This is a genomic window from Cupriavidus numazuensis (assembly GCF_905397435.1).
GTDB classification, from domain to species: Bacteria; Pseudomonadota; Gammaproteobacteria; order Burkholderiales; family Burkholderiaceae; genus Cupriavidus; species Cupriavidus numazuensis.
In genome coordinates, this window is the sequence record NZ_CAJPVI010000054.1 from 27,001 (window position 1) to 49,556 (window position 22,556).

Here is a 22,556-nt window from a genome sequence, read left to right on the forward strand (position 1 = left end):
CGCTTCCGACACCCAGACATAACGAACCCCGGCAGCATGCCGAGGCGGCGCCTGCCTGCCGCCCGCATGCGGCAGCGGTCGGCCCGATGCCGCTGCCCTCGCCCGCCCCCATTCCAGGAGAAACCATGTTCAACAAGATCCTGATCGCCAACCGCGGCGAGATCGCGTGCCGCGTCGCTGCCACGTGCCGCCAACTGGGCATCCGCACCGTCGCGGTGTACTCGGACGCCGATGCCGATGCGCGCCACGTCGCGTTCTGCGATGAAGCGGTACATATCGGCGGCGCCGCAGCGCGCGACAGCTACCTGCGCGCCGAGCACATCATCGAGATGGCGAAGGAGACCGGGGCACAGGCAATCCACCCCGGCTACGGCTTCCTCTCCGAGAACGAGGCGTTTGCCGAGGCTTGCGCCGCGGCCGGCCTGGTCTTCATCGGCCCGCCGGCTTCGGCCATCCATGCGATGGGCAGCAAGAGCGCGGCCAAGCAACTGATGGAAAAGGCCTCGGTGCCGCTGGTGCCGGGCTATCACGGCGAGGATCAGGACCCGGCGCTGCTGCGCCGCGAGGCCGACCGTATCGGCTACCCGGTGCTGCTAAAGGCCAGTGCAGGTGGTGGTGGCAAGGGCATGCGTGTGGTGGAATCGGGCAACGCGTTCGAAGCAGCGCTCGCCTCGGTCAAGCGCGAGGCGTCGGCCAGCTTCGGCGATGACAAGGTGCTCGTCGAGAAGTACCTGACGCGTCCGCGCCACATTGAAATTCAGGTGTTCGCCGATACGCACGGCAACTGCGTCTACCTGTTCGAGCGCGACTGTTCGGTACAGCGCCGCCACCAGAAGGTGCTGGAAGAAGCGCCCGCACCGGGCATGACTGAAGAGCGCCGCCGCGCGATGGGCGAAGCTGCGGTTGCCGCTGCGAAGGCAGTCGGCTACGTCGGCGCCGGCACAGTCGAGTTCATCGCGAACCAGGACGGTTCGTTCTACTTCATGGAGATGAACACGCGCCTGCAGGTCGAACATCCGGTTACCGAGATGATCACGGGACAGGATCTGGTCGAATGGCAACTGCGCGTGGCGGCGGGTGAACCGCTGCCGCTGAAGCAGGAAGAACTCCACATTCACGGCCACGCGCTCGAAGCGCGGATCTACGCCGAAAACCCCGACAAGCAGTTCCTGCCGTCCACGGGCACGCTGCGCTTCCTGCGTACGCCGCCTGCCGTGCAGTTCATGCGCGGCGGCGATGCGCATGGCCCGGCCGGTGTCCGCATTGACTCCGGCGTGCGTGAAGGCGACACGATCAGCCCGTACTACGACCCGATGATCGCCAAGCTGATCGTCTGGGGCAAAGACCGCGACGAAGCGCTTGCGCGCATGCAGCAGGCACTGGCGGCGTATCACGTAGTCGGGTTGTCGACCAACGTGGCCTTCCTGCAGCGGCTGGTGAAGTCCGTAGCGTTCCGCACGGCTGACCTCGACACGGGACTCATCGAGCGCAACGAAGCGACGCTGTTCCCGCCACCCGCGCCGGTCAGCATGGAAACCATCGCGCTGGCCGCCGCCGCGCTGCTGGATCGTGAAGCGCGCGAGCGCCGCATCGACGCGGCCGACCAGCATTCGCCGTGGACCCATGCCGGCGCGTGGCGACTGAACGGCGCAGGCCGCACTGCATATCGCCTGCAAACGCCCGATGGCGACATCGATGTCGCCGTGCAAAGCAACGCTGGCCGCCAGTCGCTGACCGTGCGAGGCAAGACCTTGCCGTTCCGCACATCGCTGCGCGACGAAGTCCATACCGTCGATCTCGGCGAGCGCACCGTCAAGGGCCGCTGCCATCTCGAAGGCGACACCCTGCACGTCTTCAGCGGTGAAGGCCAGTGCTCGCTGGTGCTCGTGGATCCGCTGATGCATGCAGGCGAGTCTGAAGGCGAAGGCGGCAAGCTGGCCGCGCCGATGCCGGGACGCATCATCGCCGTCATGGTCGAAGCCGGCACCACCATCAACAAGGGCGATGCACTGATCGTCATGGAAGCGATGAAGATGGAACACACGCTGACCGCTCCGGCCGGCGGCAAGGTCCAGGAGGTGCTCTACGCCGTGGGCGACCAGGTCCAGGAAGGCGCGCAGCTCGTGACGCTGGAACAGGAGGCCGCCTGACATGGAACGCAACGCCCCTTCCCTGCAGGCACTGCCCTTGCCTGACGTCGTCAAGATCGTCGAGGTGGGCCCGCGCGACGGCCTGCAGAACGAAGCACGCCACGTGCCGGCCGCGGTCAAGGTCCAACTCATCAATCGCCTGAGCGAGGCCGGCTTCGCCAATATCGAGGCCGCGTCGTTTGTCTCGCCCAAGTGGGTGCCGCAGATGGCCGACGGCGCCGAAGTCATGGGCGCCATCGCGCGCCGGACTGGCACCGCCTATTCGGCGCTGACGCCCAATATGAAGGGCTTCGAGGCCGCGCTGGCAGCAGGCGCCGACGAGGCGGTTATCTTCGGTGCCGCGAGCGAAGCGTTCTCCCAGCGCAATATCAACTGCTCGGTGGCCGAATCGATCTCGCGTTTCGAGCCCGTGGCAGCGGCAGCCAAAGCGGCCGGCCTGCGCCTTCGCGCCAGCATCTCGTGCGCGCTCGGTTGTCCGTACGAGGGCGAGATCGCGATCGAAAAGGTCGCCGAGGTGGTATCGCGCATGCGCGATCTTGGCTGCGACGAGATCGATATCGCCGATACCATCGGCGTCGGCACGCCGCTGCGCACGCAGGCCGTCATGAACGCCGCAGCGCAAGTCTTTCCGCGCGAACGGCTGGCGGGACATTTCCACGACACGTATGGCCAGGCGCTGCCCAATATCCTGGCCAGCCTGCAGGTCGGCATCCGCATCTTCCATGCGTCGGTCGCGGGCCTGGGCGGCTGCCCTTACGCCAAGGGCGCATCGGGCAACGTGGCGACGGAAGATCTGCTCTACATGCTGCACGGCATGGGCATCCATACCGGTATCGATCTTGGCCAGGTGATCCAGGCCGGCGCCTTCATCTCCGAGGCAATCGGGCGGCCGTACGGCTCGCGCGTTGGCAAGGCATTGCTCGAACGCAACTGCCAGCAGCAAGGCGCCTGAGCCTGACTCTCGCGCCGGCCCACATCGCCCGGGACGCCAGCCGCGTCCCGGGCGTTTTACATTGTTACGGCCTCTTCGGCCGCACGGCATCCGCGGTACCAAGGATGAAGGCCTGGATCTTGGCCACGTCTTCAACCGTCAGCTTGCCCGTGAAGTCGGGCATACCCTTCTGCACGAACGGCCCGTTGAACACGAACTTGTCCAGGTGCTCGATGACCGGAGCACCGACGTAAGCGAGGTTGGGAATGTTGCCGCCCTTGTCCACGCCCGGCACGCCATGGCAGAACACGCAGTTGTTGACGTAGAGCTTCTGCCCTTCCTGCACCTTGCCCGCGTCGTATTTGACGCCTGACACCAGCTCGGCCATCGGATACGGCGTGAATGCCGGTGCCTTGGCCTTGCCCCCGACGGCAAAGGTGTACGCCGTGCCCGGCGTTTGCCGGTCTTCAGCGCGACGCCACTGGCTGCGCGTGACGACATCCGAGAACAGCAGGCGCTGCTCCGGCCGCACGCCGGCCTGCGCCGCACGCTGCCACGAACGCATGATCGGCTCGGGGACCATGCCGGCGGGCACATCCTTTCCATCGAGGAAACTCTGCCGCGCGGCCGAGGCGTCGCGTGCAAGGGCAGTGGGTGCAAGTGGCATTGCTTTGTCTGCGTTGGCCAGCGTGCGCAGCGGGCACGACAGCGGGATGCCGGCCTTCGCGTGAGACCGGTCGGTCTTCGCGCCACGCCGCCACTGGCGACCCGCGCGTAAGCTGGACGGTACTTTAGGGGAGCATTCCCGCGAATACGAGACCACTGGCGGCGCAATTTCACTGCAGACAGGCGGCGTGATTGCCGTCGACGGTCAGGGTGTCTCAAATTGAGACAGGTCGGGAAACGCTCACGCCACATGCAGCATTGCCGGGCACTGGAACTTTGTGTTCGATACGCCTAGGCTAGGGTCTGGCGCACTCGGCGGACGTTCCCGCGCCGCCGTCACTCCGATGGATCCGCGTGATCCCGATTCGCAAGGAGCCCTCATGAAAGCCGTTGTCGCACTGGCCATCGCCGCTCTTGTCCCGATGGCCGCCTACGCCGCGGGGCCCGCCAATCCGGCGGACCGCTACGACTACAACATGCGCAGCACCAACAAGGACGGCTACGTTCCCGATACGCAGCGAGCCACCAACAAGGACGGCTACGTTCCAGACTCGCAGCGCGCCGGTGACAAGTTCGATCCGTACACGCAAGGCGCAAAGCAAGGTACGGCCTCGTCGCTGGTAGATGACAAATCCACGCAGCCGAAATCGTCGGGCAAGTCACACAGCCAAAAGAAGGCACCAGCCAAGAAGAACGCCGAGTGATCCGGCGACAATCGTTGATTTCCGGATCGCATCGGACAGGACTTGATCCCGCGCAAGTCATCGGGCGCTTTGCGCCGCCAAACTGGCGCGCATGACATCGACTCCCTCCCAAGCCGACGCCGGCAGCGCCATCGCTGCCGGTCAACCCGGTCACCACGAAGCCAACGTCCGCCCCGTCCACCAGCGCACATCGCGCCCACCGCCGCATAGCTGGCCGCTGGGCGTCGCCAGCCTGCTTGTGCTGGGACTCAACACGGTGTTCTGGTGCCTGTTGCTGTTCCCGCTGGCGCTGCTGAAGCTGGCCTTGCCGATGCCCGGCGCAAGGCGGCGCCTCGACCCGATCCTCAACGCCGTCGCGCGCGCATGGATCACATGCAACGGCGCCTGGTTCGGCGTGATCCAGCGGCACGCGTGGGACGTCGACGGTGTAACGGGCCTGGCGCGTTCCGACTGGTACCTGGTCAACTGCAACCACCAGTCGTGGGTGGACATCTTCGTGCTGCAGCGCGCACTCAACGGTCGCGTGCCGCTGCTGAAGTTCTTCCTCAAGCAGCAATTGCTCTATGTGCCGTTCATCGGCCTGGCATGGTGGGCGCTGGACTTTCCGTTCATGAAGCGCCACACGCGGGCGCAGTTGCGCCGCAAGCCCGAACTGCGGCGCGAGGACCAGGAAACCGCGCGACGCGCCTGCGACAAGTTCTCGTTGTCGCCTACCAGCGTGATGGTGTTTGCCGAAGGCACGCGCTTCAGCGAAGCCAAGCGCGCGGCGCAGGCGTCGCCGTACCGCCACCTGCTCAAGCCGCGCGCCGGCGGGCTTGCGGTGACGATCAACAGCATGGGAAGCCGCTTTCGCGCGTTGCTCGACGCGACCATCGTCTATCCGCACGGTGCGCCGAGCTTCTGGCAGTTTGCGTGCGGGCGAACTGGCCCGGTGATCGTACGCGTGCGGCAGGTGCCCATTCCTGCCGCATTCTGCAACGCAGACTACGGCACCGACTCCACATTCCGTGGCGATTTCCATCGCTGGCTCGACGCGCGCTGGCAGGAAAAGGATGCGGAGATCGACGTCCTGCTGGCACAGTCGACGGATCACTGAAGCACCTTTCCATTCCGAGCCAGCGCTCGCGCAAGTGAATCAGTCGGCAACTTGTTCAACGCAGTCGAACGAGTTGCTCTGGAAAATCGTAGGGAAAGCCGTCCGAAAGCGCTCACCATGGTGGCGTAGGCGCGCCCGCAACACATGCATCGCGCGCAGCCATCAAGGAGAGCTGCAAATGGGACTTCTGGTAAATGGCCAGTGGCAGGACAAGTGGTATGACACCGACTCCACCGGCGGACGCTTCGTGCGCAAGGACTCAGCATTCCGCAACTGGGTCACGGCCGATGGCGCGCCGGGCCCGTCGGGCAACGGCGGCTTCGCGGCGCAGGCCGGGCGCTACCATCTGTACGTCAGCCTTGCATGTCCGTGGGCGCACCGCACGCTGATCATGCGCCGCCTCAAGGGGCTGGATGACATGATCGGCGTCTCGGTCGTGCACTGGCTGATGCGTGAAGAAGGCTGGACCTTCTCCGACGGTCCCGGCGTGGTGCCGGACCCGGTCAATCATGCGCGCGTGCTGCACCAGGTCTATACGGCGGCCGATCCGCAATACACGGGTCGGGTCACTGTGCCCGTGCTATGGGATCGGCAGCGGGCCACCATCGTGAGCAACGAGTCGTCGGAAATCCTGCGCATGATGAACAGCGCGTTCGACGCGATCGGCGCCAGGCCGGGGGATTACTACCCGGTGGAGTTGCGCGAGGAAATCGACGCGGTCAACGCGCGCGTCTATGACACGGTCAACAACGGTGTGTACAAGGCCGGCTTCGCCACCACGCAGGATGCTTACGAAGAAGCTGTGTGGCCGCTGTTCGAGACGCTCGACTGGCTCGACAACCGGCTGTCGACGCAGCGTTATCTTGTCGGGAACCGCCTGACGGAGGCCGACATCCGGCTGTTCACCACGCTGGTTCGCTTTGACCCGGTCTACGTCGGGCACTTCAAATGCAATCTGCGGCGGATTGCCGATTACCCTGCCCTGTTCGCGTTTGTGCGGGATCTCTATCAGCATCCGGGTATTGCGGAGACTGTGAATTTCCAGCACATCCAGCACCATTATTACGAGAGCCACCGTACGCTGAATCCGGCCGGTATCGTGCCCGCAGGGCCGGTGATGGATCTTGATGCGCCGCATGGGCGGGAGGGGGGTGGTTGAGGTTTGTTGGGGCTGGGGGTTTTATGGTCGGGAATGGGGTGTCGTTCTTGACTAGCGCCGCTGTTTCGCCGGCGTAGCCGGCGACCTACTCTTTTGTCCGAGCGACAAAAGAGTAGGCAGAAAAGCGCGTCGTTGCCGCTGGCCATCAATTCCACGGCGGCAGTCATTCAAACGGCTTTGGACGCCTGCGATGGTGGTCGGCCGTTCCAACCTGCTACGCCATGTGAGTCAGAACCTGTGCCTTGCGCGGCACGGCTTTTGGACGATCCCCAAGACGGACTCGGGTACAGCGTTTCAACCAAGTCAGTGGTGGGACGCCTTCGGCTGCGCTGCGCGCACGTCGTCGTCTGGATGCGAGCTCATCAACGTCGCTGGCGCCCGAGGCCTGTTTCCTTTCTCTACGCGCATGCAATGCGCCCAAGGCATCGTCACTGGAGCGCCGTTCGGGTCAGACCTTCGCGGTCTTACTCCGAGCCGCGCGTAGCGCAGCCGTAGGCGTCCCCGTGAGGGCGATATTAGAAGGGACCACTCCGTAATCCGGGTTCGCTCGTACGCGCTGTCCCACCCCGATCATCTACGCGGCAGGCAGTCCAGCGGACCTCTGATGCCCCAATGGCATTGAGCCTTTGGTTGACCACGTAAACGCGCTTTTGCCTACTTTTACCGCTCGGGTAAAAGTAGGTCGCCGGCTACGCCGGCGAAACAGCAGCGCCTGCCAAGAGCGATAACCCAGCCCGAACGACAAGCTCCCGCCGGCTACGCCGGCGAAACAGCGGCGCCCGCCAAGCACGATATCCCCCGCATTTCGCGATTACCCGGCGAATCGCTCTACAGCACTCCGCCCCCGCGCAATCGCCCCCGTCAGTGACGGACTCCCCGCACTGTCGCTCCCAGCAAAACTCACATTACCCACCCCCGCGGGCGAAGCCCACGTAGCCTGATCTTCCCCGGCAAGGCTGTCAGGCCGATAGCTGTAGCCGTGCGCCCACCGGTTGACGGTGATCGCGCGAATGACATCCTTTGACGCAAACCCCGCAGCCCCGAGCATGCGGTCCAGTTGTGTACGGATACCACGCTCCAGTTCGCTGAACGGCGTGCCGAGCAGGAACGCACGCCCCGCGCGGAACCGCTCGCGTGCACTCATGCCGCTGTCGGGCACCGTCGGCACGTAGAGCATATGCAGCACCGCCGGATGGGTCGGACTCGTCCCGGCAGGCGGCTCCAGCCACAGATCGGTGTAGGCCATCGCCGGCGCGTGGATACGCCGCGTCTTGAGCGCGGCAAACGCGCGCCAGTGGTCAAGCGCAACTTTGGTATAGACCAGCGGCGCCTTGACTTCGGCACGCATGGTGTCGCGCTGCGCAGCGGGCAGCGACGGCATCAGGTAAGGCACCATCATGTTCCAGCCGGCCAGCACCACGTGGCGCGCTTCGATGCGATGCAGGTTGCCGCGCCAGCCATAGGTGACACGCGTGATCGGTCCGTCCGGATCGACGGCGATGGCCGTGGCTTCCAGGCGCAGCCGCACCGGCGCCCCTTCCTGGTCGAGACGTCCGTAATTGAAGGCCGCGTTCATGATGTCCGATGGACGCGAGAGCTGCGCTACGCCCGGAATCAAGCGCTGCACCAGCAGCCGCGCGAGCGAGGCATTGCCGTCCGGGAACCACAGCCGCGAGGCCGGCGACTTTCCAAGGCGAGGATCTGGCGAAGGCGCTGGCATGCCCGCGCCTGCCGGCAGACCGATGCCGATCGCATCGGCCACGCTGATACCGTCGGCATCGAGCGCGTAGGCGTCGTTACTGCGGCTACGCAGGAAGCGCTGTCCGGCGAGGCCGATACCGGCCTTGTCGCGCAGGAACGCCGCATAGCGCGTACTGCGCAGGTACGTCGCGCGTTCACCGGCCGGCATGCCCGGCAAGTAATCGGTGGCGCCGTCGACCAGCCGGGCCAGTGCCGCGCGGTCTTGCGGCGGTAACGGTGCGGCATCGAGGAAGCGCCGCACGGCCGCTGCGTCAGGCGCCGTGGTGCCCTGCCGCCCGCCGCGTGCATCGACGTATTCGCCGAAGGGGTCGCCGGCGAGCCACTGATCTCGGCCAAAGTGGTCGGCGTCGAAGAACACCGCGCGGCCCATGCCGAGCGCGGCGTAAGGGTCCGCCTGTTCGGCCGGCGGCGTGCGCGCGGCATCGACGCCCAGGCCGGTGAAGAGTTCGCGCACGGCCGCGTCGGTCGCGGCCGACGGCGGCATCTCTGCGCTGCCGCCATAGGTCACGAGCCGCTTGCCACGCACAGTGAATTCATTGCGCTTGGCGTGGCCGCCGAAATCGTCGTGGTTATCGAGGATCAGGATGCGCCGGTTGGGACCGAAACGCCGCTGGTAGAACCACGCAGCCGCCAGGCCGCTGAGGCCGCCGCCCACCACCACGAGATCGAAGGCCTCGTGGGCCATCACGGTCGGATACTTGGCGCCTTCCCGCGCGAGGCTATGGGCGAGCGTGAAGGTACCGGCATGGTTGCCGCGCAAGCCTGTCAGCGCGGGCGGATAAGCGGAGCCCGGCTGCCCTGCGGCGGCCAGCAGTTGCGCGGGCGCCATGCCGGCGGCGATGGCGAGCGCGGTGCCGTTGAGGAAATCTCTGCGCGAAATCGTCATGGGAGGATCGTGGCGGAGTCAGCGGGACGCTTCAAGTTCGCGCCGGCGCGCGGCCACGGTGGCCTCGCTGACGGGCGCGGCGCGGTTGCCCCAACTGCCGCGGATGAAGGTGAGCACGTTGGCGAGTTCCTGGTTGTCCAGGGTCCAGCCATAGCCCGGCATGTGGTAATCGGTGGGCGCGGTGTTGACGCGCGCAGTCACCGCGCCGTTCAGCAGCAGGTTCACGAGCGAGGCCGGGTCCGGGTCCGCAACCGTCGGGTTGCCGGCCAGCGGCGGAAACACGCGCGCAAAGCCCTTGCCGTCGGCGCCATGGCAAGGCATGCAGAACTGCGAATACTGGCGCGCGCCGGGGCTGTCGTAGCGGCCCTGCAGCAGGCTTGGTGCAGTCGTTGCGTCATGTCGGAACGGCTGGGTTTCGCCGCGGGCGCCGGGCAGCGACTTCAGGTAGGCGGCCACGGCATCGAGATCGGTCGGCGTCATGTATTGCGTGGCCGTGGAAATCACCGTGGACATCGGCCCGAACGACGTAGCGTGCGCATTGCGTCCGGTGCGCAGGAACTCGGCGATTTCCGCGCGCGACCAGGCGCCCAGGCCCGTGATCTGGTCGCCGGTCAGATTGGTGGCTGACCACCCTTCCACGCCGGCACCGGACAGGAACCGCTTGCTGCGCTCGTCGAGGCCCTTCTCGCCATACAGCCAGCCGCGCGGCGTGTGGCACGCCCCGCAGTGCGCGACGGCCTGCACCAGGTAAGCGCCGCGGTTCCACTCCGCGCCCTTCGCGGCATCGGTGCGCACGGGTGACCCGCTCACATACAGCGCGTTCCACACGATCAGCAGCGAGCGCATGCTGTACGGCCAGCGCATCTGCGCATCCGTGTTGCGCTGGGTGACGGGCGTCACGCCGGCCCGCATGTAGGCATAGAGCGCGGCCACATCTTCGGCACGCATGCGCGCGTAAGACGGGTAAGGCATGGCGGGATAGAGCCGTCTGCCGTCGCGCGCGACGCCCTGGCGCACTGCGCGGTCGAACTCGGCGAGCGTGTAGCCGCCGATGCCGGTCGTGGCATCCGGGGTGATGTTGGTCGAGTAAAGCGTGCCCGCTTCGGTGCGGATCGGCAGGCCACCGGCGAAAGGCTTGCCGCCTTCGTGCGTATGGCAGGCCACGCAGTTCGCGACGCGCGCGAGGTAGCGGCCGCGCTCCACGTCGGCCGAGGCTGCATCCGCTGCGCCAGCGGGAGCGATGCTGCCCGGCAAGCCGGCGAACAGGCCTGCGAGCAGCGTGGCGGCGCTCAGCAGCCGCCTTGCGGGGAAAAACATAGGTCCGTCCAGGTCTTATTGTTCTCGGGTTGCACGGCAGCCTGCCGCTGCGTCAGCCTCAGGCGCCGGCTACTGCGAACTTTGCCACCATCAGCAGGCAAAACACCAGCCCGGCCGCCAGCGACACGCCGGTCAGGATCAGCGGCACCGGCCGCATGTTCTCCAGGTCGCGCTGGTGTTCCTGGCCTTTGCGCAGGCCGAGAAAGCCCCACAGCACAGTGCGGACAAGCCTCAACGGGTTCATTGCCACTCCTTGGTCTGTCTCCGGGTGGCAGCCGCCCTTGCGCTGCCAGTCCCTGGCGCCGATTATCGGCGCCAGCCTGCGGACATGACAGCAGCAGATATCGCGAATTCTTGCATATCAGATGGGCGACCCGGCGTGCCGTTTCCGGCGCAGCGCCCATTCCAGCGCTTCGAAACCGGCCTGGACGGCCAGTGCCAGCACGGCGGCGGGAATGGCGCCGGCGAGCAGCAGCACCGTGTCGTTGAGCGCGAGTCCGGTGGCAATGCGCTCTCCATAGCCGCCCGCGCCGACAAACGCAGCGATGGTCGCGGTCCCCACGCTGATGATCGCCGCGGTCTTCACGCCGGCCAGCACGACTGGCAGCGCCAGCGGCAGTTCGACGTAGCGCAGCACCTGCACGTCGCGCAGCCCCAGCGCGCGCGCCGCGTCGCGCATGCCGGCGGACACTTGCTGCAGCCCCGTGCAGGTATTGCGCACGATCGGCAGCAGCGCATAGAGGAACAGCGCGATCATCGCGGGCCAGACGCCGATGCGGCCGAGCAACGGGATCAGCATGGCCAGCAGCGCCAGCGACGGCACCGTCTGCAGCATGCTGACCACACCGAGCACACCCTGCCCCAGCCGCCGGCGCCGCGCCGACACGATGCCGAGCGGGACCCCTGCGATCGTGGCGGCGCCGACTGCGCCGACCACCAGCGCTACATGGCGGCGCGTCAGACGCAGCGTGTCGTCATCAAGCAGCGCCTGCATCAGGCCGGCGCGTGCTGGCCCCTTCGCAGCATGGCCGGACAGGAAGTCACGCGCAATCGCCGCGAACGACTGGCCGTCGATTTCGGCCTCCGCGTTCATCGTCACCATGTCCGCCGCGCTGATGCGTCCGGCCAGCGCCTGCAGCGCCTGCCACGCGGCCGGAAACCGGCGCGGTACATCCAGCCGGTAGACCACCACGGCGTCATAGCGCGGAAAGAAGTGCAGGTCGTCTTCCAGTACGCGCAGCTGGTATTTGCGGATCTTGGCGTCGGTCGAGTAGATGTCGATCACATCGACCTGCCCTGCTGCAAGCGCTTCGTAGGCCACGCCGTGGTCCAGTCCGACAGGTTTCTGCGGCAGCCCGTAACGCCGGGCCAACCCCGGCCATCCATCGGTGCGCCCAAGGAATTCGTGCGAGAGGCCCAGACGCAACTGCGGCTGCTTCGCGAGGTCGCTCAGCCGCCGCAATCCGGAGGCATGCGCTTCCCGCACGGCCAGCGCATAGGTGTTCTCGAACCCGAGCGCGATGCCCGCGCCGAGCCCCATCGGCGCCAGCGCGTCATTGATCTGCGCGAGCGTCGCTCCCGGCGGCAGCTTGAGGATCTCGCTCGCCAGCGTGCCGGTGTAGTCGGGATAGAGGTCGATGCTGCCGGACCGCAGCGCCTCGAACACGATTGCCGTATTGCCTAGTCCGGCCTGGTGGCGCGCATTGCCGACGGCCTGCGTCAGCAACTCGCCGAGGATGTAGGACTCCGTAAAGCGCTTGGAGCCGACCCTGAGCGTGTCGGCTGCCCGTGTCTCGCACACACACAGCAGCGCCAGCAGCAGCCCGGCCAGCCAGGCTGCCGCGCCCGGAAACGCACCCCTGCGGCGGAAGAAAGGCAAACGGCGGCTCCGACTCTCGTTGGCCGATGTGCATCCGGCATCTCTACATCATAGGCGCGCGCGTGCACATGACGTCATAGCGAAATAGTATTTGCCATTCGCATGATCAAGCATGCAGAATCCATAATTCGCATACAAACACGTTCGCAGTTCATGGAAATCCGGCAACTCGAAGCCTTTGCGGCAGTCGTCACGACCGGCAGCGTCACCGCCGCCGGCCGTCTGCTCGGCCGCTCGCAGCCGGCTATCACCCGGCTGATCCAGGAGCTGGAAGGCGAACTGGGCTTCGCGCTGTTCACGCGCAGCGGTCCGCGCGTCAGCCCCACCGAGCAAGGCTTTCTGCTCTATGACGAGGTGGAACAGACGCTGGCCGGGCTGCAGCAGATCCGCAACCGTGCCGCGGCGCTGGCGCGCGGCGATGGCCGGCCGCTACGCATTGCCGCCACGCCGGCGCTGTCGGCCGGCTTGCTGCCCGCGGCGCTCGCACTGGCCTTCGGGCGCGGGTTGTGTGCGCCGGAGCGCGTCGAAGTGCAGAGTGTGTCGCCCGAGCAGGTCGTGCATGCGGTGCTGACCGGCGCCGCCGAGATCGGCGTGAACAGCCTGCCGCTGGAACATCGCGGCGTGAACGTCCACTGGATCGGACAGGCCGCTTGCGTGGCGGCGATGCGCGCCGACGATCCGCTCGCCGCCTGTAAGACCGTGCGTCTCGCGGACTGCCGCGACCGCCGCATCGTCACGATGCAGAACCCCTACCGCCTGCGGCGGCGCACGGATGCCGCGTTTGCGCGCGCAGGCATCGGACCGGCGGGCGTGATCGACACCAATACCTCGATCAACGCGCTGACGCTGGTGCGCGCCGGGCTCGGCATCGCCGTGCTGGAACCCGTAACCGCGCGCGGCCTGCCGCTCGCCGACATCGCCGTGCGCCCGGTCGACGCGGACATCCCGTTCTATTTCGGCGTGATCACGCCGCAAGCGCGCCCCGCCAGTGCCGTCGTGCTCGGACTGGTCGACCTGCTGGCGGAGGCGTCCGCCGCGCTGCTGCCCGATTTCGTGCGCCGCGATCCCACCGAGCACGGCGCGCTGCTGCAATCGCTGTATGGCGACGGCACCGCCCCAACTGAAGATATCGAGTCCCTGAGTCATGACTGACACCAACATCCCACGCGGCGCGGCTAGCCTGGCCGCGCTTGAAGCGCGATTGCGCCAGGATCTCGCCTGGCTGGAACTGCCGGCCAAGGCCTGGACCATGCCGCGCAACCACGAAGGACAAGCCGTGCTCGACGTCGCCGTGATCGGCAGCGGCATGGCCGGCCTGGCCGTCAGCGCCACGCTCAAGCACCTGGGCATCCAGGCCTGCGCGTTCGACCAGTCGCCGGAAGGCTTCGAGGGACCGTGGGCTACCACGGCACGCATGGAGACCCTGCGCTCGCCGAAGCAACTCACGGGGCCCGCGCTGGGCCTGCCCGCGCTGACCTTCCGCGCGTGGTTCGAAGCGCAGTTCGGCAGCGAGGCCTGGGAATCGCTCGACAAGATCCCGCGGCTGCAGTGGATGGACTACCTGCGCTGGTACCGGCAGGTGCTCGACCTCGATATCCGCAACGGGCACCGCGTCGAACAGGTGCTGCCGCGCGCCGACGGCCTTGTCGCGCTGTCGATGGCGACGCCGGACGGCCCGCGCACGGTACTGGCCCGCCGCGTGGTGCTTGCCACCGGCCGTGACGGCCTCGGCGGCGCGTATGTGCCGCCGCTCGCCGAAAACCTGCCGCGCAAGCTGTGGGCCCATTCGTCCGACGACATGGACTACACCAGTCTTCGCGGCAAGCGCGTGGGCGTGGTCGGCGCCGGCGCCTCAGCCATGGATAGTGCTGCCACCGCGCTGGAGGCAGGCGCCGCGAGCGTCGACATGCTGATCCGCCGCGCGGATATCCCCCGTGTCAACAAGAGCAAGGGCGCGGGAAATCCCGGCCTGACCTTTGGCCACAATGGCCTGTCCGACGAATGGAAATGGCGCCTGCGCCATTACATCAACAGCCAGCAGGTACCGCCGCCGCGCGGCAGCACGCTGCGCGTCTCGCGCCATGCCAATGCACGCTTCAACCTCGGTTGTGCGCTCGACGCGGTCGACGTAGACGGCGATGTGCTGCGCGTGCGCACGCCCAAGGGTGTATTCGAACTGGACTTCCTGATCTTCTCGACAGGTTTTCGCATCGCGCTGGAGACCCGCCCCGAGTTCACCGCGTTCGCGCCGCATATCCGTTTCTGGCGCGACCGTTTCGATCCTCGGCCCGGACAGGAAGACGGCGAATTGTCCGACTCCCCCGATCTCGGCCCGGTCTTCGAATTCCAGGAGAAGATGCCGGGCGCTTGTCCGGGGCTGTCGCGCATCCACGCGTTCTGCTATCCGGCCGCGCTGTCGCACGGCACGGTGTCGGGAGACATCCCGGCCATCAGCGACGGCGCAAGGCGCCTGGGCCAGGGCATTGCCGGCCTGCTCTACCAGGAAGACGTTGAACTGCACTACGCCGCGCTGCAGGCCTATGCCGAGCCTGAAGTGTTTGGCGACGAATGGGTGCCGGCACCGCCGCCCGCACTGAAATCCTGATTCTGAACCCGACCGGAACCTCACAAGCACCATGAGCCAAGCCCCCACGCCGCCGGACCTGATCGACGCGATCTCCGGCCTGCAACCCGGCAGCGCGACGCACGCGCTGCGCCACCAGCGCGAGAAGGTCGTGGCAGCCACGCAAGGCAGCTACGACGCGCTGTTCGACCCGGCGCTGCCCGGCCTGACGCTGGTCGAGCGCCTGCTGGTCGCGCTCTACGCCGCGCGTCTTACGCCGTCGCCGAAGCTGGCCAACCACTACCGCGCACGCCTGGCCGTGGCCGGCGCCGATGCCGCAGCCATTGCCATCGCCGAACAAGGCACGCCCGCCGATGCAACCGACCCGCGCCTGCGCGCCATGCTGACGTTCACGCGCACGCTGATCGAAAAGCCCATCGAAGGCGACAAGGCCGCGCTCGAAGCGCTGCCGGCCGCAGGCCTGACCACACCCGCCGTGGTCACGCTGGCGCAGCTGATCGCCTTCCTGTCGTACCAGGTAAGGCTCGTCGCCGGCCTCGATGCACTGAAGGCACTGAACGACAACGCAGGAGCACAGGCATGAGCGAAATCATCCAATCCCACGGCTTTACCAACGAAGTGCTGGACTGGAAGGCCTGGCTCGACGTCGTCGAACTGGACCAGGCCACGCCCGAGCAGGTCGCCGTGCTCGACGAGAGCCACCCCAAAGCCCGGGTACAGGACTACTACCGGTTCCTCGTGCATCAGCCCGAAATCCTGCGCCAGCGCTCCACCGCGTTCAACGCGATCATGTACGCGCCCGGCGGCATGCCGCGCGCGGAACGTGAACTGGCTACCACGGTGGTGTCGCGGCTCAATGGCTGTGTTTATTGCGCGTCGGTGCATGCGCAGCGCTTCGAACAGCTTGCCAAGCGGAATGACGTGATCAAGGAAGTGTTCGAGGATCCGCGTACGGCTGGCACGACGGAGCGGGAGAAGGCGATTGCGAAGTTTTCGGTCGAGTTGACTGAGAATCCTGCTGGTGTGTCGGCGGAGAGTCTGGCTGCGCTGCGTGAGGCGGGGATCGGCGATGCCGAGATACTGGATTTGATTCATTCCGTGGCGATTTTTGCCTGGGCGAATCGGTTGATGTTGAATTTGGGGGAACCGGTGTTTCCGGAGGCGGTTGGCTGATATTGGTTGGAGGGGCGTGCTTGACAGGTGCCGCTGTTTCGCCGGCGTAGCCGGCGACAGTGCCCCACCCCACTACAGCACCACCCCATGATCGCCATAGGCGAGCACGAAACAGCCGCAGGCGGCTCGGTGCCCGTGCATCACGACGGCCTTGCCGTTGTCCGTCACCATGTTTGATCCCTCGATAAGCTGATTAACGCCATGCCCCGGCAGCGGGCAGGATACGAGGTCGCCCACGCGCGCGACCCGGCGCCCGAGTATGGTCATCGTGTCGGAACCGGAGGCGATGAAACCGCCGCTGCTGAGTTTGTCACCTTCACATGCGATTGACGGGCATTCACAATGCCTTTCAACTGCGGAAATCGCTATCACTTACCGGCACGAATTTCCGCCAGTGCCTTCTCCAGCATCTTCAAGTCCGGCGGCTTTCTCTGCGCGCCTTTAGAACCCAACCATCTATGCACCGGATTTTTGGGGCCGCTGCTCAGTCGATCGCCTTCGCTTGTAATCTCGCTAGCCATAATTTTTCGCTTTATAACGTGACCCTGCTCGTCGGTGACGCGACAGGTAAGCAATCCTTCGGCCTCCAAAAACCTGAACAACTCTTCCATTGCCGTTTTCACGGTTTCGGCTAGTTCAGGGACGCTGGCATACGCTGCAGCCAATTCATCAATACTCCAAACTGAATAATCTTTCGACATCACTCAACTCTCTCCACCTTCGACAGGCTGCTAACAGGAACTAGATCTCCAGTGCCTCGATCACGTATGTATGTTCCACCATTCTGAAGAATGCGGCCCTCCTTCGCTAACTGCTCAAATTTGTTCGCTGTCGGGCTGGTTACTTCAAAGACCTGAGCTTTTCCACTCTCAATTGCAGCAGTATCAATTCGGCGTCGTTCACCCGTGCGGAGGTCTTTAACCGACTTCCCTTGAGCGTCCCGCAGATAGCACTCGCATTGGATCGTCGCGTTCGGATGCTGCGCTCTCATCCTCGTATTAAAAATCTGAGGGACGGCGATCACCGTCAATTGCGTTCCTGATCCGCTCCAGACCTAACAGATCGATCCAGCCAATCGGATTCGGCGCGTACTGGTACAGATTTACCCCACCCGCCAGCCCAATCGGGTCCTGCGTGATGAACCGCCCCGAGTGCGGATCATAGTAACGGTGCCGGTTGTAATACAGCCCCGTTTCCTCATCATGGTACTGCCCCTGCGCGCGAATCGCGTTGCCGGTCAACGCCTCCTCACCGTGCAGCAGTTTCGTACCCTTCAGCGCGCCCCACGCCCGGTACCGCCCCAGCCACACCACCTTGCCTGACTCGTCCAGCAGTTCCTGCGGTGTGCCCAGATGGTCGTTCTGATACAGGTAAGTGGCATGCCGGGTCGTCGCCGGATATTCGATGAAGCGCCCATCCGTGCCCGTCGCAAAGCGCGCCGCCTCCACCAGCACTTCATCCAGCTTCGCCAGCGGCACGAACGTCCCCGGCTCGTGCAGGTAGAGCGACGCCGCCTGCCACACGTCGCGCAACGTGTGCTGGCGCTGCGCCACCGGCAACGCGGGTCCGCTGGGTCGTCGCGTATCAAACTCTGCAAGCGGCTCGCCCGCTCCATCGGTTCGCCCGGCAAACGCGGCGCAGCATGGAACCGCTCTTCCAGCAGCAACACATCTCCGTCCCAGGTATAGATGGTCCGATCCACGCTGCGGTCGGGATGCTCCACTTCCTTCAGCGTGCGGCGCCCGAAGGCGTCGTACTGAAAGCTCACCGTCAGTTCTGCGTGGACCTGGCCGGTGGTCTTGCCGCTCAGGTCCTCGTTCGCGGCGGCGCCGGGGCAAACGGCCCTTCATTTACCACACTCGCATACCAGGAGCGCAGAAGCCAGCCACAATATCCATAAGTTCGAGGATTTTGTCTTCAATATCATCCGACACGTTATTCCTCATTGCCTCAAGCAGCCCATACACAGATTCGGAGTCAAAGCCTTTCTCTCTGTATCTAACAAGGATTGTTCGCAAAAAATCAAGCTCACAACTTTTCAATGCGTCGCGCAGTTCGCTATCTAATTCACCATCAAGTTCGGTCATCATTGCCTCACCCATTTCCCACGAGTCGAACCAAGGGCCGCTTGGTAATCAGATAGAGACATGCTTTCGCTCGGTTGAATGGTCATCGTGTCGGACCCGGAGGCGATGAAGCCGCCGCCGCTGAGCTTGTCACCTTCGCACGCGATTGAAAGACATATCCTGGTTCCACTTTGCCCAGCTTCTCAGTCTTTCAATATCTGCCCCTTATCTCGGTCAGCGCCTTCTCTAGCATTCTCATATCCGGCGGGCTTTTTTGCGGGCCTTTCGATCCTAACCACCGATCCACAGGATTCTTCGGACCACTTGCTAAGAGACGCCCTTCATCGGTCAGCTCGCTTTTCAGAATAGAACTCTTAGTCACAACCCCATGACCGTCACTGATGGTGCACGTCAACAACGCACTCTTTTCAAGGAACAGAAACAAGTGCTCCATCGCGGCTTGCACGCTTATAGCCATGTCTGGAACGTTGGCATACGCCTTGAGGAGTTCATCAATGTTCCAGAGCTCATAGTCCTTTCCCATCAATCTATCCTTTCTATTGATGACACACGCGGGTGGCATTGCCGGTCAGCGCCGCCTCACCGTGCAGCAGTTTCGTACCCTTCAGCCCGCCCCACGCCCAGCCACACCACCTTGCCTGACTCGTCCAGCAGTTCCTGCGGTGTGCCCAGATGGTTGTTCTGATACAGGTAAGTGGCATGCCGGGTCGTCGCCGCATATTCGATAAAGCGCCCATCCGTGCCCGTCGCAAAATGCGCCGCCTCCACCAGCACCTCGTCCAGCTTCGCCAGCGGCACGAACGTCCCCGGCTCGTGCAGGTAGAGCGACACCGCCAGCCAGGCGTCCTTGAGCGAATGCTGGCGCTGCGCCACCGGCAACGAATACGGGTCCGCCGGGTCTTCGCGTATCAAACGCTGCAAGCGGCTCGCCCGGCAGACGCGGCGCGGCATGGAACCGTTCTTCCAGCAGACACACGCGCCGTCCCAGGTAAAGATGGTCCGATCCACGCTGCGGTCGGGACGCTCCACTTCCTTCAGCGTGCGGCGCCCGAAGGCGTCGTACTGGAGGCGCACCGTCAGTTCTGCGTGGACCTGGCCGGTGGTATTGCCGCGCACATCCTCGTTCGCGGCGCAGCGTTGGCGTACCGACGCGCGCACGTAAGCCGGTCGACCGGGTCGTACTCGTCCAGTAAGTTCACCGCGCACTTGCGCCGTGTGAAGGCGCCAAGCCATACGCCGGGACGAGTGGCAACCGTCCAAGACTTCAGGTCCCACTTCGGAAGTCGATCCTTCGCCTTTGCGACAGCGACAGTTGCGACGGGCGCGACAGTTCAGCCGCACCAGTGCCCCCGCCTGCTACAGCACCATTGCATGATTACCATAGGCGAGTACGAAGCAGCCACAGGCGGCCCGGTGCCCGTGCATGACGACGGCCTTGCCGTTGTCCATCACCATGTTTGATCCCTCGATGAGCTGATTGACGCCATGCCCTGGCAGCGGGCAGGACACAAGGTCGCCAACACGCGCGACCCTGCGTCCGAGTATGGTCATCGTTTCGGACCCGGAAGCGATGAAGCCACCGCTGCTGAGTTTGTCACCTTCACAAGCGATTGAAGACATCTGTTTTTCCTTCGTGCTATTTGGCGCCCCAAAGATGGAGATCAGGACGCTGACCACGCTAATGCAGTGCATATAGATCAATGTTGAGCATGGGCGGTCCATCACTGCCACTGAGCGCCGCGTCAGCAGCGCTTTGTTTGGATATCTGCCGGATCCAATCAATAGCTGGCTAGCGCTAGTAGTTTCTTCAGATCACAGGGGCCAGCGTATCCGTTAAACTCCGTTTCCGTTGCTTGAACCCTAGTCCAATCCATCTCACTGCGCTCAGAACTCACGATTGTTGATTTTCTGGCGATTGCTCCGTAGACGTTGCCACTCGTCAACCCGATCGGGTACTTCGAGAAGCAACCTGTAACGGATCGTCATAGCGATGCCGGTTCTGATGCAGCCTTGTCTGCAGCACTGCATAGATAGCGAACGGCTACATCAGCAACCTCTCCGAGGACTCACCTCGCTTTCCCGTTAAACTCACGCAACTCCTGTTCAATGCTGATTACGCGCTCGCCAACCGCAAGATTCATTGGCCAATACTCAACGACAAAGCGCGCAACTCGGTTGCAATCGATCGTGGTCGGGAGAGGATTCTCGAGAGAGGCAGCATATTCCCTGAGCACCGCAAGCACATGCTCACGTTGTTCAACTGACACCCCATCTTGATCAGCAAGCTGCGAAACCTCCGCAACGACCCTGTTCAATTGTGCGAGGAGAGCAACCCTTTTATCTGTCATGGCTTACTAAGCGAACCCCGCTGATCGTACCGGAACGTCCTCCGGACGCGTGCAACCGTCCGCTGTTGCCCTCGATGATCGGAAACTCGCCCAGGCACCTCTTGCACAGCACCATGTTGCCCATCCCGGCGAAGGGGTAGTCGTTGATGTCTGCGCGCCGAGGATGCCGTCTTGCACGACGCCACCGTGGTCTGTCATGTCGCCGACGAGAACAATGCCATCATCCATTTTGAGGGCAATCCTTTTCGTTTTTAGCCTTGCTTATCGCATGACAAGAAATAATAATTTTCATAAAGATCGAATTTTCCATCAATTAATGGCGCGAGCATGAGTTCCGCAGCAGCATCGATTGGATATTCGTCATACATCGGATCTTTTTCATCAACAAACGGAAAAATCGTGCGTAGCATCTCGACGCTCGGTTGTTTTATAAAATTCAAATCTCCGATATAGTGATCGCCCGCTTTGGCGAATGCGGAAATATACCGACGCACATTTACAGCAATCATGGTTCTATCCTTCGTGTAGGATTTGGTCCTTTTCCGGGAATCGCTTCGCCGCTGCCTGGGTCAAATGCCCCTTGGTGACGACCGTGCCTGTCGTATTTCTCCACCTCCCCGTGCTGCGAATCCCACTCGCAGATGCAGCCGTCTGGCAAGCGCCAACGCTTGCGAAGTCCACCACCGCCTTGAACCGAAGTTTTAGGCTTTGCTCGTTGCGCAGTTGGAAACCCGGGGAGAGAACTCGGGGCCGGGACGTACTTGTTGAGCCCCAGCGGATCAACCCAAGCAGTCGGATTCGGCGCGTACTTGTACAGATTCACCCCACCCGCCAACCCAATCGGGTCCTGCGTAATGAACCGCCCAGCGTGCGGATCATAGTACCGGTGCCGGTTGTAATACAGCCCCGTCTCCTCATCATGGTACTGCCCCTGCGCGCGAATCGCGTTGCCGGTCAACGCCTCCTCACCGTGCAGCAGTTTCGTACCCTTCAGCGCGCCCCACGCCCGGTACCGCCCCAGCCACACCACCTTGCCTGACTCGTCCAGCAGTTCTTGCGGTGTGCCCAGATGGTCGTTCTGATACAGGTAAGTGGCATGCCGGGTCGTCGCCGGGTACTCGATGAAGCGCCCATCCGTGCCCGTCGCAAAATGCGCCGCCTGCACCAGCACTTCGTCTAGTTTCGCCAGCGGCACAAACGTCCCCGGCTCGTGCAGGTAGAGCGACACCGCCTGCCACGCGTCGCGCAACGTGTGCTGGCGCTGCGCCACCGGTAACGAATACGGGTCCGCTGGGTCTTCACGTATCAAACTCTGCAAGCGGCTCGCCCGCTCCATCGGTTCGCCCGGAAACGCGGCGCAGCATGGAACCGCTCTTCCAGCAGCAACACATCTCCGTCCTAGGTATAGATAGTCCGGTCCACGCTGCGGTCGGGATGCTCCACTTCCTTCAGGGTGCGGCGCCCGAAGACGTCGTACTGGAAGTCACCGTGCGTTCGACACAGACCTGGCCGGTGTACTTCCCGCGCAGCCGCGCCAGCGCCCCCGCCGACTACAACACCATCCCATGATCGCCATGGGCAAGTACGAAACAACCGCAAGCGGCCCGGTGCCCATGCATGACAACGGCCTTGCCATTGTCCGTCACCATGCTTGATCCCTCGATAAGCTGATTAACGCCATGCCCGGCAGCGGGCAAGACACAAGGTCGCCCACGCGCGCCACCCGGCGCCCGAGTATGGTCATCGTGTCGGAACCGGAGGCGATGAAAGCGCCGCTGCTGAGTTTGTCACCTTCACATGCAATAGAAGACGTAG

Annotated in this window: 22 protein-coding genes and 3 pseudogenes; 9 read left to right on the forward strand and 16 right to left on the reverse strand. The window is 64.2% G+C overall.

From position 1 onward, the window contains the following. Window positions 1-125 precede the first annotated feature (125 nt). Window positions 126-2,150 carry an acetyl/propionyl/methylcrotonyl-CoA carboxylase subunit alpha gene (locus tag KHO41_RS32060; protein WP_211957268.1) on the forward strand — a complete coding sequence of 675 codons (2,025 nt, stop codon included), beginning with the start codon at window positions 126-128 and terminating at the stop codon, window positions 2,148-2,150. A gap of 1 nt (window position 2,151) precedes the next feature. Then, entirely contained in the window at window positions 2,152-3,102 is a 951-nt protein-coding gene (locus KHO41_RS32065) for a hydroxymethylglutaryl-CoA lyase (protein WP_376989917.1), read from the forward strand. 64 nt (window positions 3,103-3,166) lie between these two features. Here KHO41_RS32065 and KHO41_RS32070 read toward each other — a convergent pair. Beyond that, window positions 3,167-3,559 (reverse strand): annotated as a pseudogene (locus tag KHO41_RS32070) (c-type cytochrome); the annotation flags it as partial. A 568-nt stretch (window positions 3,560-4,127) separates the two neighbouring features. Here KHO41_RS32070 and KHO41_RS32075 point away from each other — a divergent pair. From KHO41_RS32075 to KHO41_RS32085, 3 genes are all read left to right on the forward strand, one after another. After that, window positions 4,128-4,451 carry a hypothetical protein gene (locus KHO41_RS32075; protein ID WP_211957269.1) on the forward strand — a complete coding sequence of 108 codons (324 nt, stop codon included), beginning with the start codon at window positions 4,128-4,130 and terminating at the stop codon, window positions 4,449-4,451. 91 nt (window positions 4,452-4,542) lie between these two features. After that, complete coding sequence (locus KHO41_RS32080) at window positions 4,543-5,547, forward strand: acyltransferase (RefSeq protein ID WP_211957270.1); 1,005 nt, start codon at window positions 4,543-4,545, stop codon at window positions 5,545-5,547. A 178-nt stretch (window positions 5,548-5,725) separates the two neighbouring features. Continuing rightward, window positions 5,726-6,706, forward strand: a complete 981-nt coding sequence (locus tag KHO41_RS32085) for a glutathione S-transferase family protein (RefSeq protein WP_211957271.1) — start codon at window positions 5,726-5,728, stop codon at window positions 6,704-6,706. Window positions 6,707-7,517: 811 nt separating this feature from the next. On the opposite strand, the gene KHO41_RS32090 is transcribed toward KHO41_RS32085, so the two are convergent. The 4 genes from KHO41_RS32090 to KHO41_RS32105 form a co-directional block, all read right to left on the reverse strand. Then, window positions 7,518-9,353 carry a flavin monoamine oxidase family protein gene (locus KHO41_RS32090; protein ID WP_211957272.1) on the reverse strand — a complete coding sequence of 612 codons (1,836 nt, stop codon included), beginning with the start codon at window positions 9,351-9,353 and terminating at the stop codon, window positions 7,518-7,520. 18 nt (window positions 9,354-9,371) lie between these two features. Next, window positions 9,372-10,670: a c-type cytochrome gene (locus KHO41_RS32095; RefSeq protein WP_211957273.1), complete on the reverse strand. Its 1,299-nt coding sequence runs from the start codon at window positions 10,668-10,670 to the stop codon at window positions 9,372-9,374. 58 nt (window positions 10,671-10,728) lie between these two features. Beyond that, on the reverse strand, window positions 10,729-10,914 hold the full coding sequence (locus KHO41_RS32100; protein ID WP_140953462.1) for a DUF2970 domain-containing protein: 186 nt from the start codon (window positions 10,912-10,914) through the stop codon (window positions 10,729-10,731). Between the two features lie 117 nt (window positions 10,915-11,031). Next, window positions 11,032-12,549 carry a glycine betaine ABC transporter substrate-binding protein gene (locus KHO41_RS32105; protein ID WP_376989916.1) on the reverse strand — a complete coding sequence of 506 codons (1,518 nt, stop codon included), beginning with the start codon at window positions 12,547-12,549 and terminating at the stop codon, window positions 11,032-11,034. Between the two features lie 153 nt (window positions 12,550-12,702). On the opposite strand from KHO41_RS32105, the gene KHO41_RS32110 reads away from it, so the two are divergent. The 3 genes and pseudogenes from KHO41_RS32110 to KHO41_RS42010 all read left to right on the forward strand — a co-directional run bounded on the left by KHO41_RS32110 (window position 12,703) and on the right by KHO41_RS42010 (window position 16,306). Beyond that, a complete protein-coding gene (locus KHO41_RS32110) occupies window positions 12,703-13,701 on the forward strand; it encodes a LysR family transcriptional regulator (RefSeq protein WP_211957274.1) in 999 nt (332 codons plus the stop codon). Then, a complete protein-coding gene (locus tag KHO41_RS32115; RefSeq protein ID WP_211957275.1) occupies window positions 13,694-15,154 on the forward strand; it encodes a SidA/IucD/PvdA family monooxygenase in 1,461 nt (486 codons plus the stop codon). The genes KHO41_RS32110 and KHO41_RS32115 overlap by 8 nt, the downstream gene beginning before the upstream one ends. Window positions 15,155-15,185: 31 nt before the next feature. Then, window positions 15,186-16,306, forward strand: a pseudogene (locus KHO41_RS42010) (CMD domain protein). A gap of 72 nt (window positions 16,307-16,378) precedes the next feature. On the opposite strand, the gene KHO41_RS32130 reads toward KHO41_RS42010, so the two are convergent. From KHO41_RS32130 to KHO41_RS41425, 10 genes are all read right to left on the reverse strand, one after another. Further along, window positions 16,379-16,678 (reverse strand): PAAR domain-containing protein, encoded by a 300-nt coding sequence (locus KHO41_RS32130; RefSeq protein ID WP_244874136.1) that lies wholly within the window; start codon window positions 16,676-16,678, stop codon window positions 16,379-16,381. Continuing rightward, window positions 16,675-17,010 carry a hypothetical protein gene (locus KHO41_RS32135; RefSeq protein ID WP_211957278.1) on the reverse strand — a complete coding sequence of 112 codons (336 nt, stop codon included), beginning with the start codon at window positions 17,008-17,010 and terminating at the stop codon, window positions 16,675-16,677. The genes KHO41_RS32130 and KHO41_RS32135 overlap by 4 nt, the downstream gene beginning before the upstream one ends. Before the next feature lie 294 nt (window positions 17,011-17,304). Then, window positions 17,305-17,859, reverse strand: a complete 555-nt coding sequence (locus tag KHO41_RS32140) for an RHS repeat-associated core domain-containing protein (protein ID WP_244874137.1) — start codon at window positions 17,857-17,859, stop codon at window positions 17,305-17,307. A 297-nt stretch (window positions 17,860-18,156) separates the two neighbouring features. After that, a complete protein-coding gene (locus KHO41_RS32145) occupies window positions 18,157-18,396 on the reverse strand; it encodes a hypothetical protein (protein WP_211957279.1) in 240 nt (79 codons plus the stop codon). Between the two features lie 187 nt (window positions 18,397-18,583). Next, entirely contained in the window at window positions 18,584-18,916 is a 333-nt protein-coding gene (locus tag KHO41_RS32150) for a hypothetical protein (protein WP_211957280.1), read from the reverse strand. Between the two features lie 56 nt (window positions 18,917-18,972). Further along, window positions 18,973-19,509: an RHS domain-containing protein gene (locus KHO41_RS32155; protein ID WP_211957281.1), complete on the reverse strand. Its 537-nt coding sequence runs from the start codon at window positions 19,507-19,509 to the stop codon at window positions 18,973-18,975. Window positions 19,510-19,749: 240 nt separating this feature from the next. Then, entirely contained in the window at window positions 19,750-20,013 is a 264-nt protein-coding gene (locus tag KHO41_RS32160) for a PAAR domain-containing protein (RefSeq protein ID WP_211957282.1), read from the reverse strand. 446 nt (window positions 20,014-20,459) lie between these two features. Next, entirely contained in the window at window positions 20,460-20,741 is a 282-nt protein-coding gene (locus KHO41_RS32165) for a hypothetical protein (RefSeq protein WP_211957283.1), read from the reverse strand. A 251-nt stretch (window positions 20,742-20,992) separates the two neighbouring features. Then, the gene (locus KHO41_RS32170) at window positions 20,993-21,250 is read right to left on the reverse strand and encodes a DUF7683 domain-containing protein (protein ID WP_211957284.1); all 258 of its coding nucleotides are present in this window, start codon (window positions 21,248-21,250) and stop codon (window positions 20,993-20,995) included. Continuing rightward, window positions 21,247-22,077, reverse strand: a complete 831-nt coding sequence (locus KHO41_RS41425) for a colicin E3/pyocin S6 family cytotoxin (protein WP_244874138.1) — start codon at window positions 22,075-22,077, stop codon at window positions 21,247-21,249. The genes KHO41_RS32170 and KHO41_RS41425 overlap by 4 nt, the downstream gene beginning before the upstream one ends. Window positions 22,078-22,175: 98 nt before the next feature. On the opposite strand from KHO41_RS41425, the gene KHO41_RS41730 reads away from it, so the two are divergent. Beyond that, entirely contained in the window at window positions 22,176-22,310 is a 135-nt protein-coding gene (locus tag KHO41_RS41730) for a hypothetical protein (protein ID WP_280519722.1), read from the forward strand. On the opposite strand, the pseudogene KHO41_RS42015 reads toward KHO41_RS41730, so the two are convergent. After that, window positions 22,292-22,545: pseudogene (locus KHO41_RS42015) on the reverse strand (PAAR domain-containing protein). The gene KHO41_RS41730 and the pseudogene KHO41_RS42015 sit on opposite strands and share 19 nt — an antisense overlap. Window positions 22,546-22,556 lie beyond the last annotated feature (11 nt).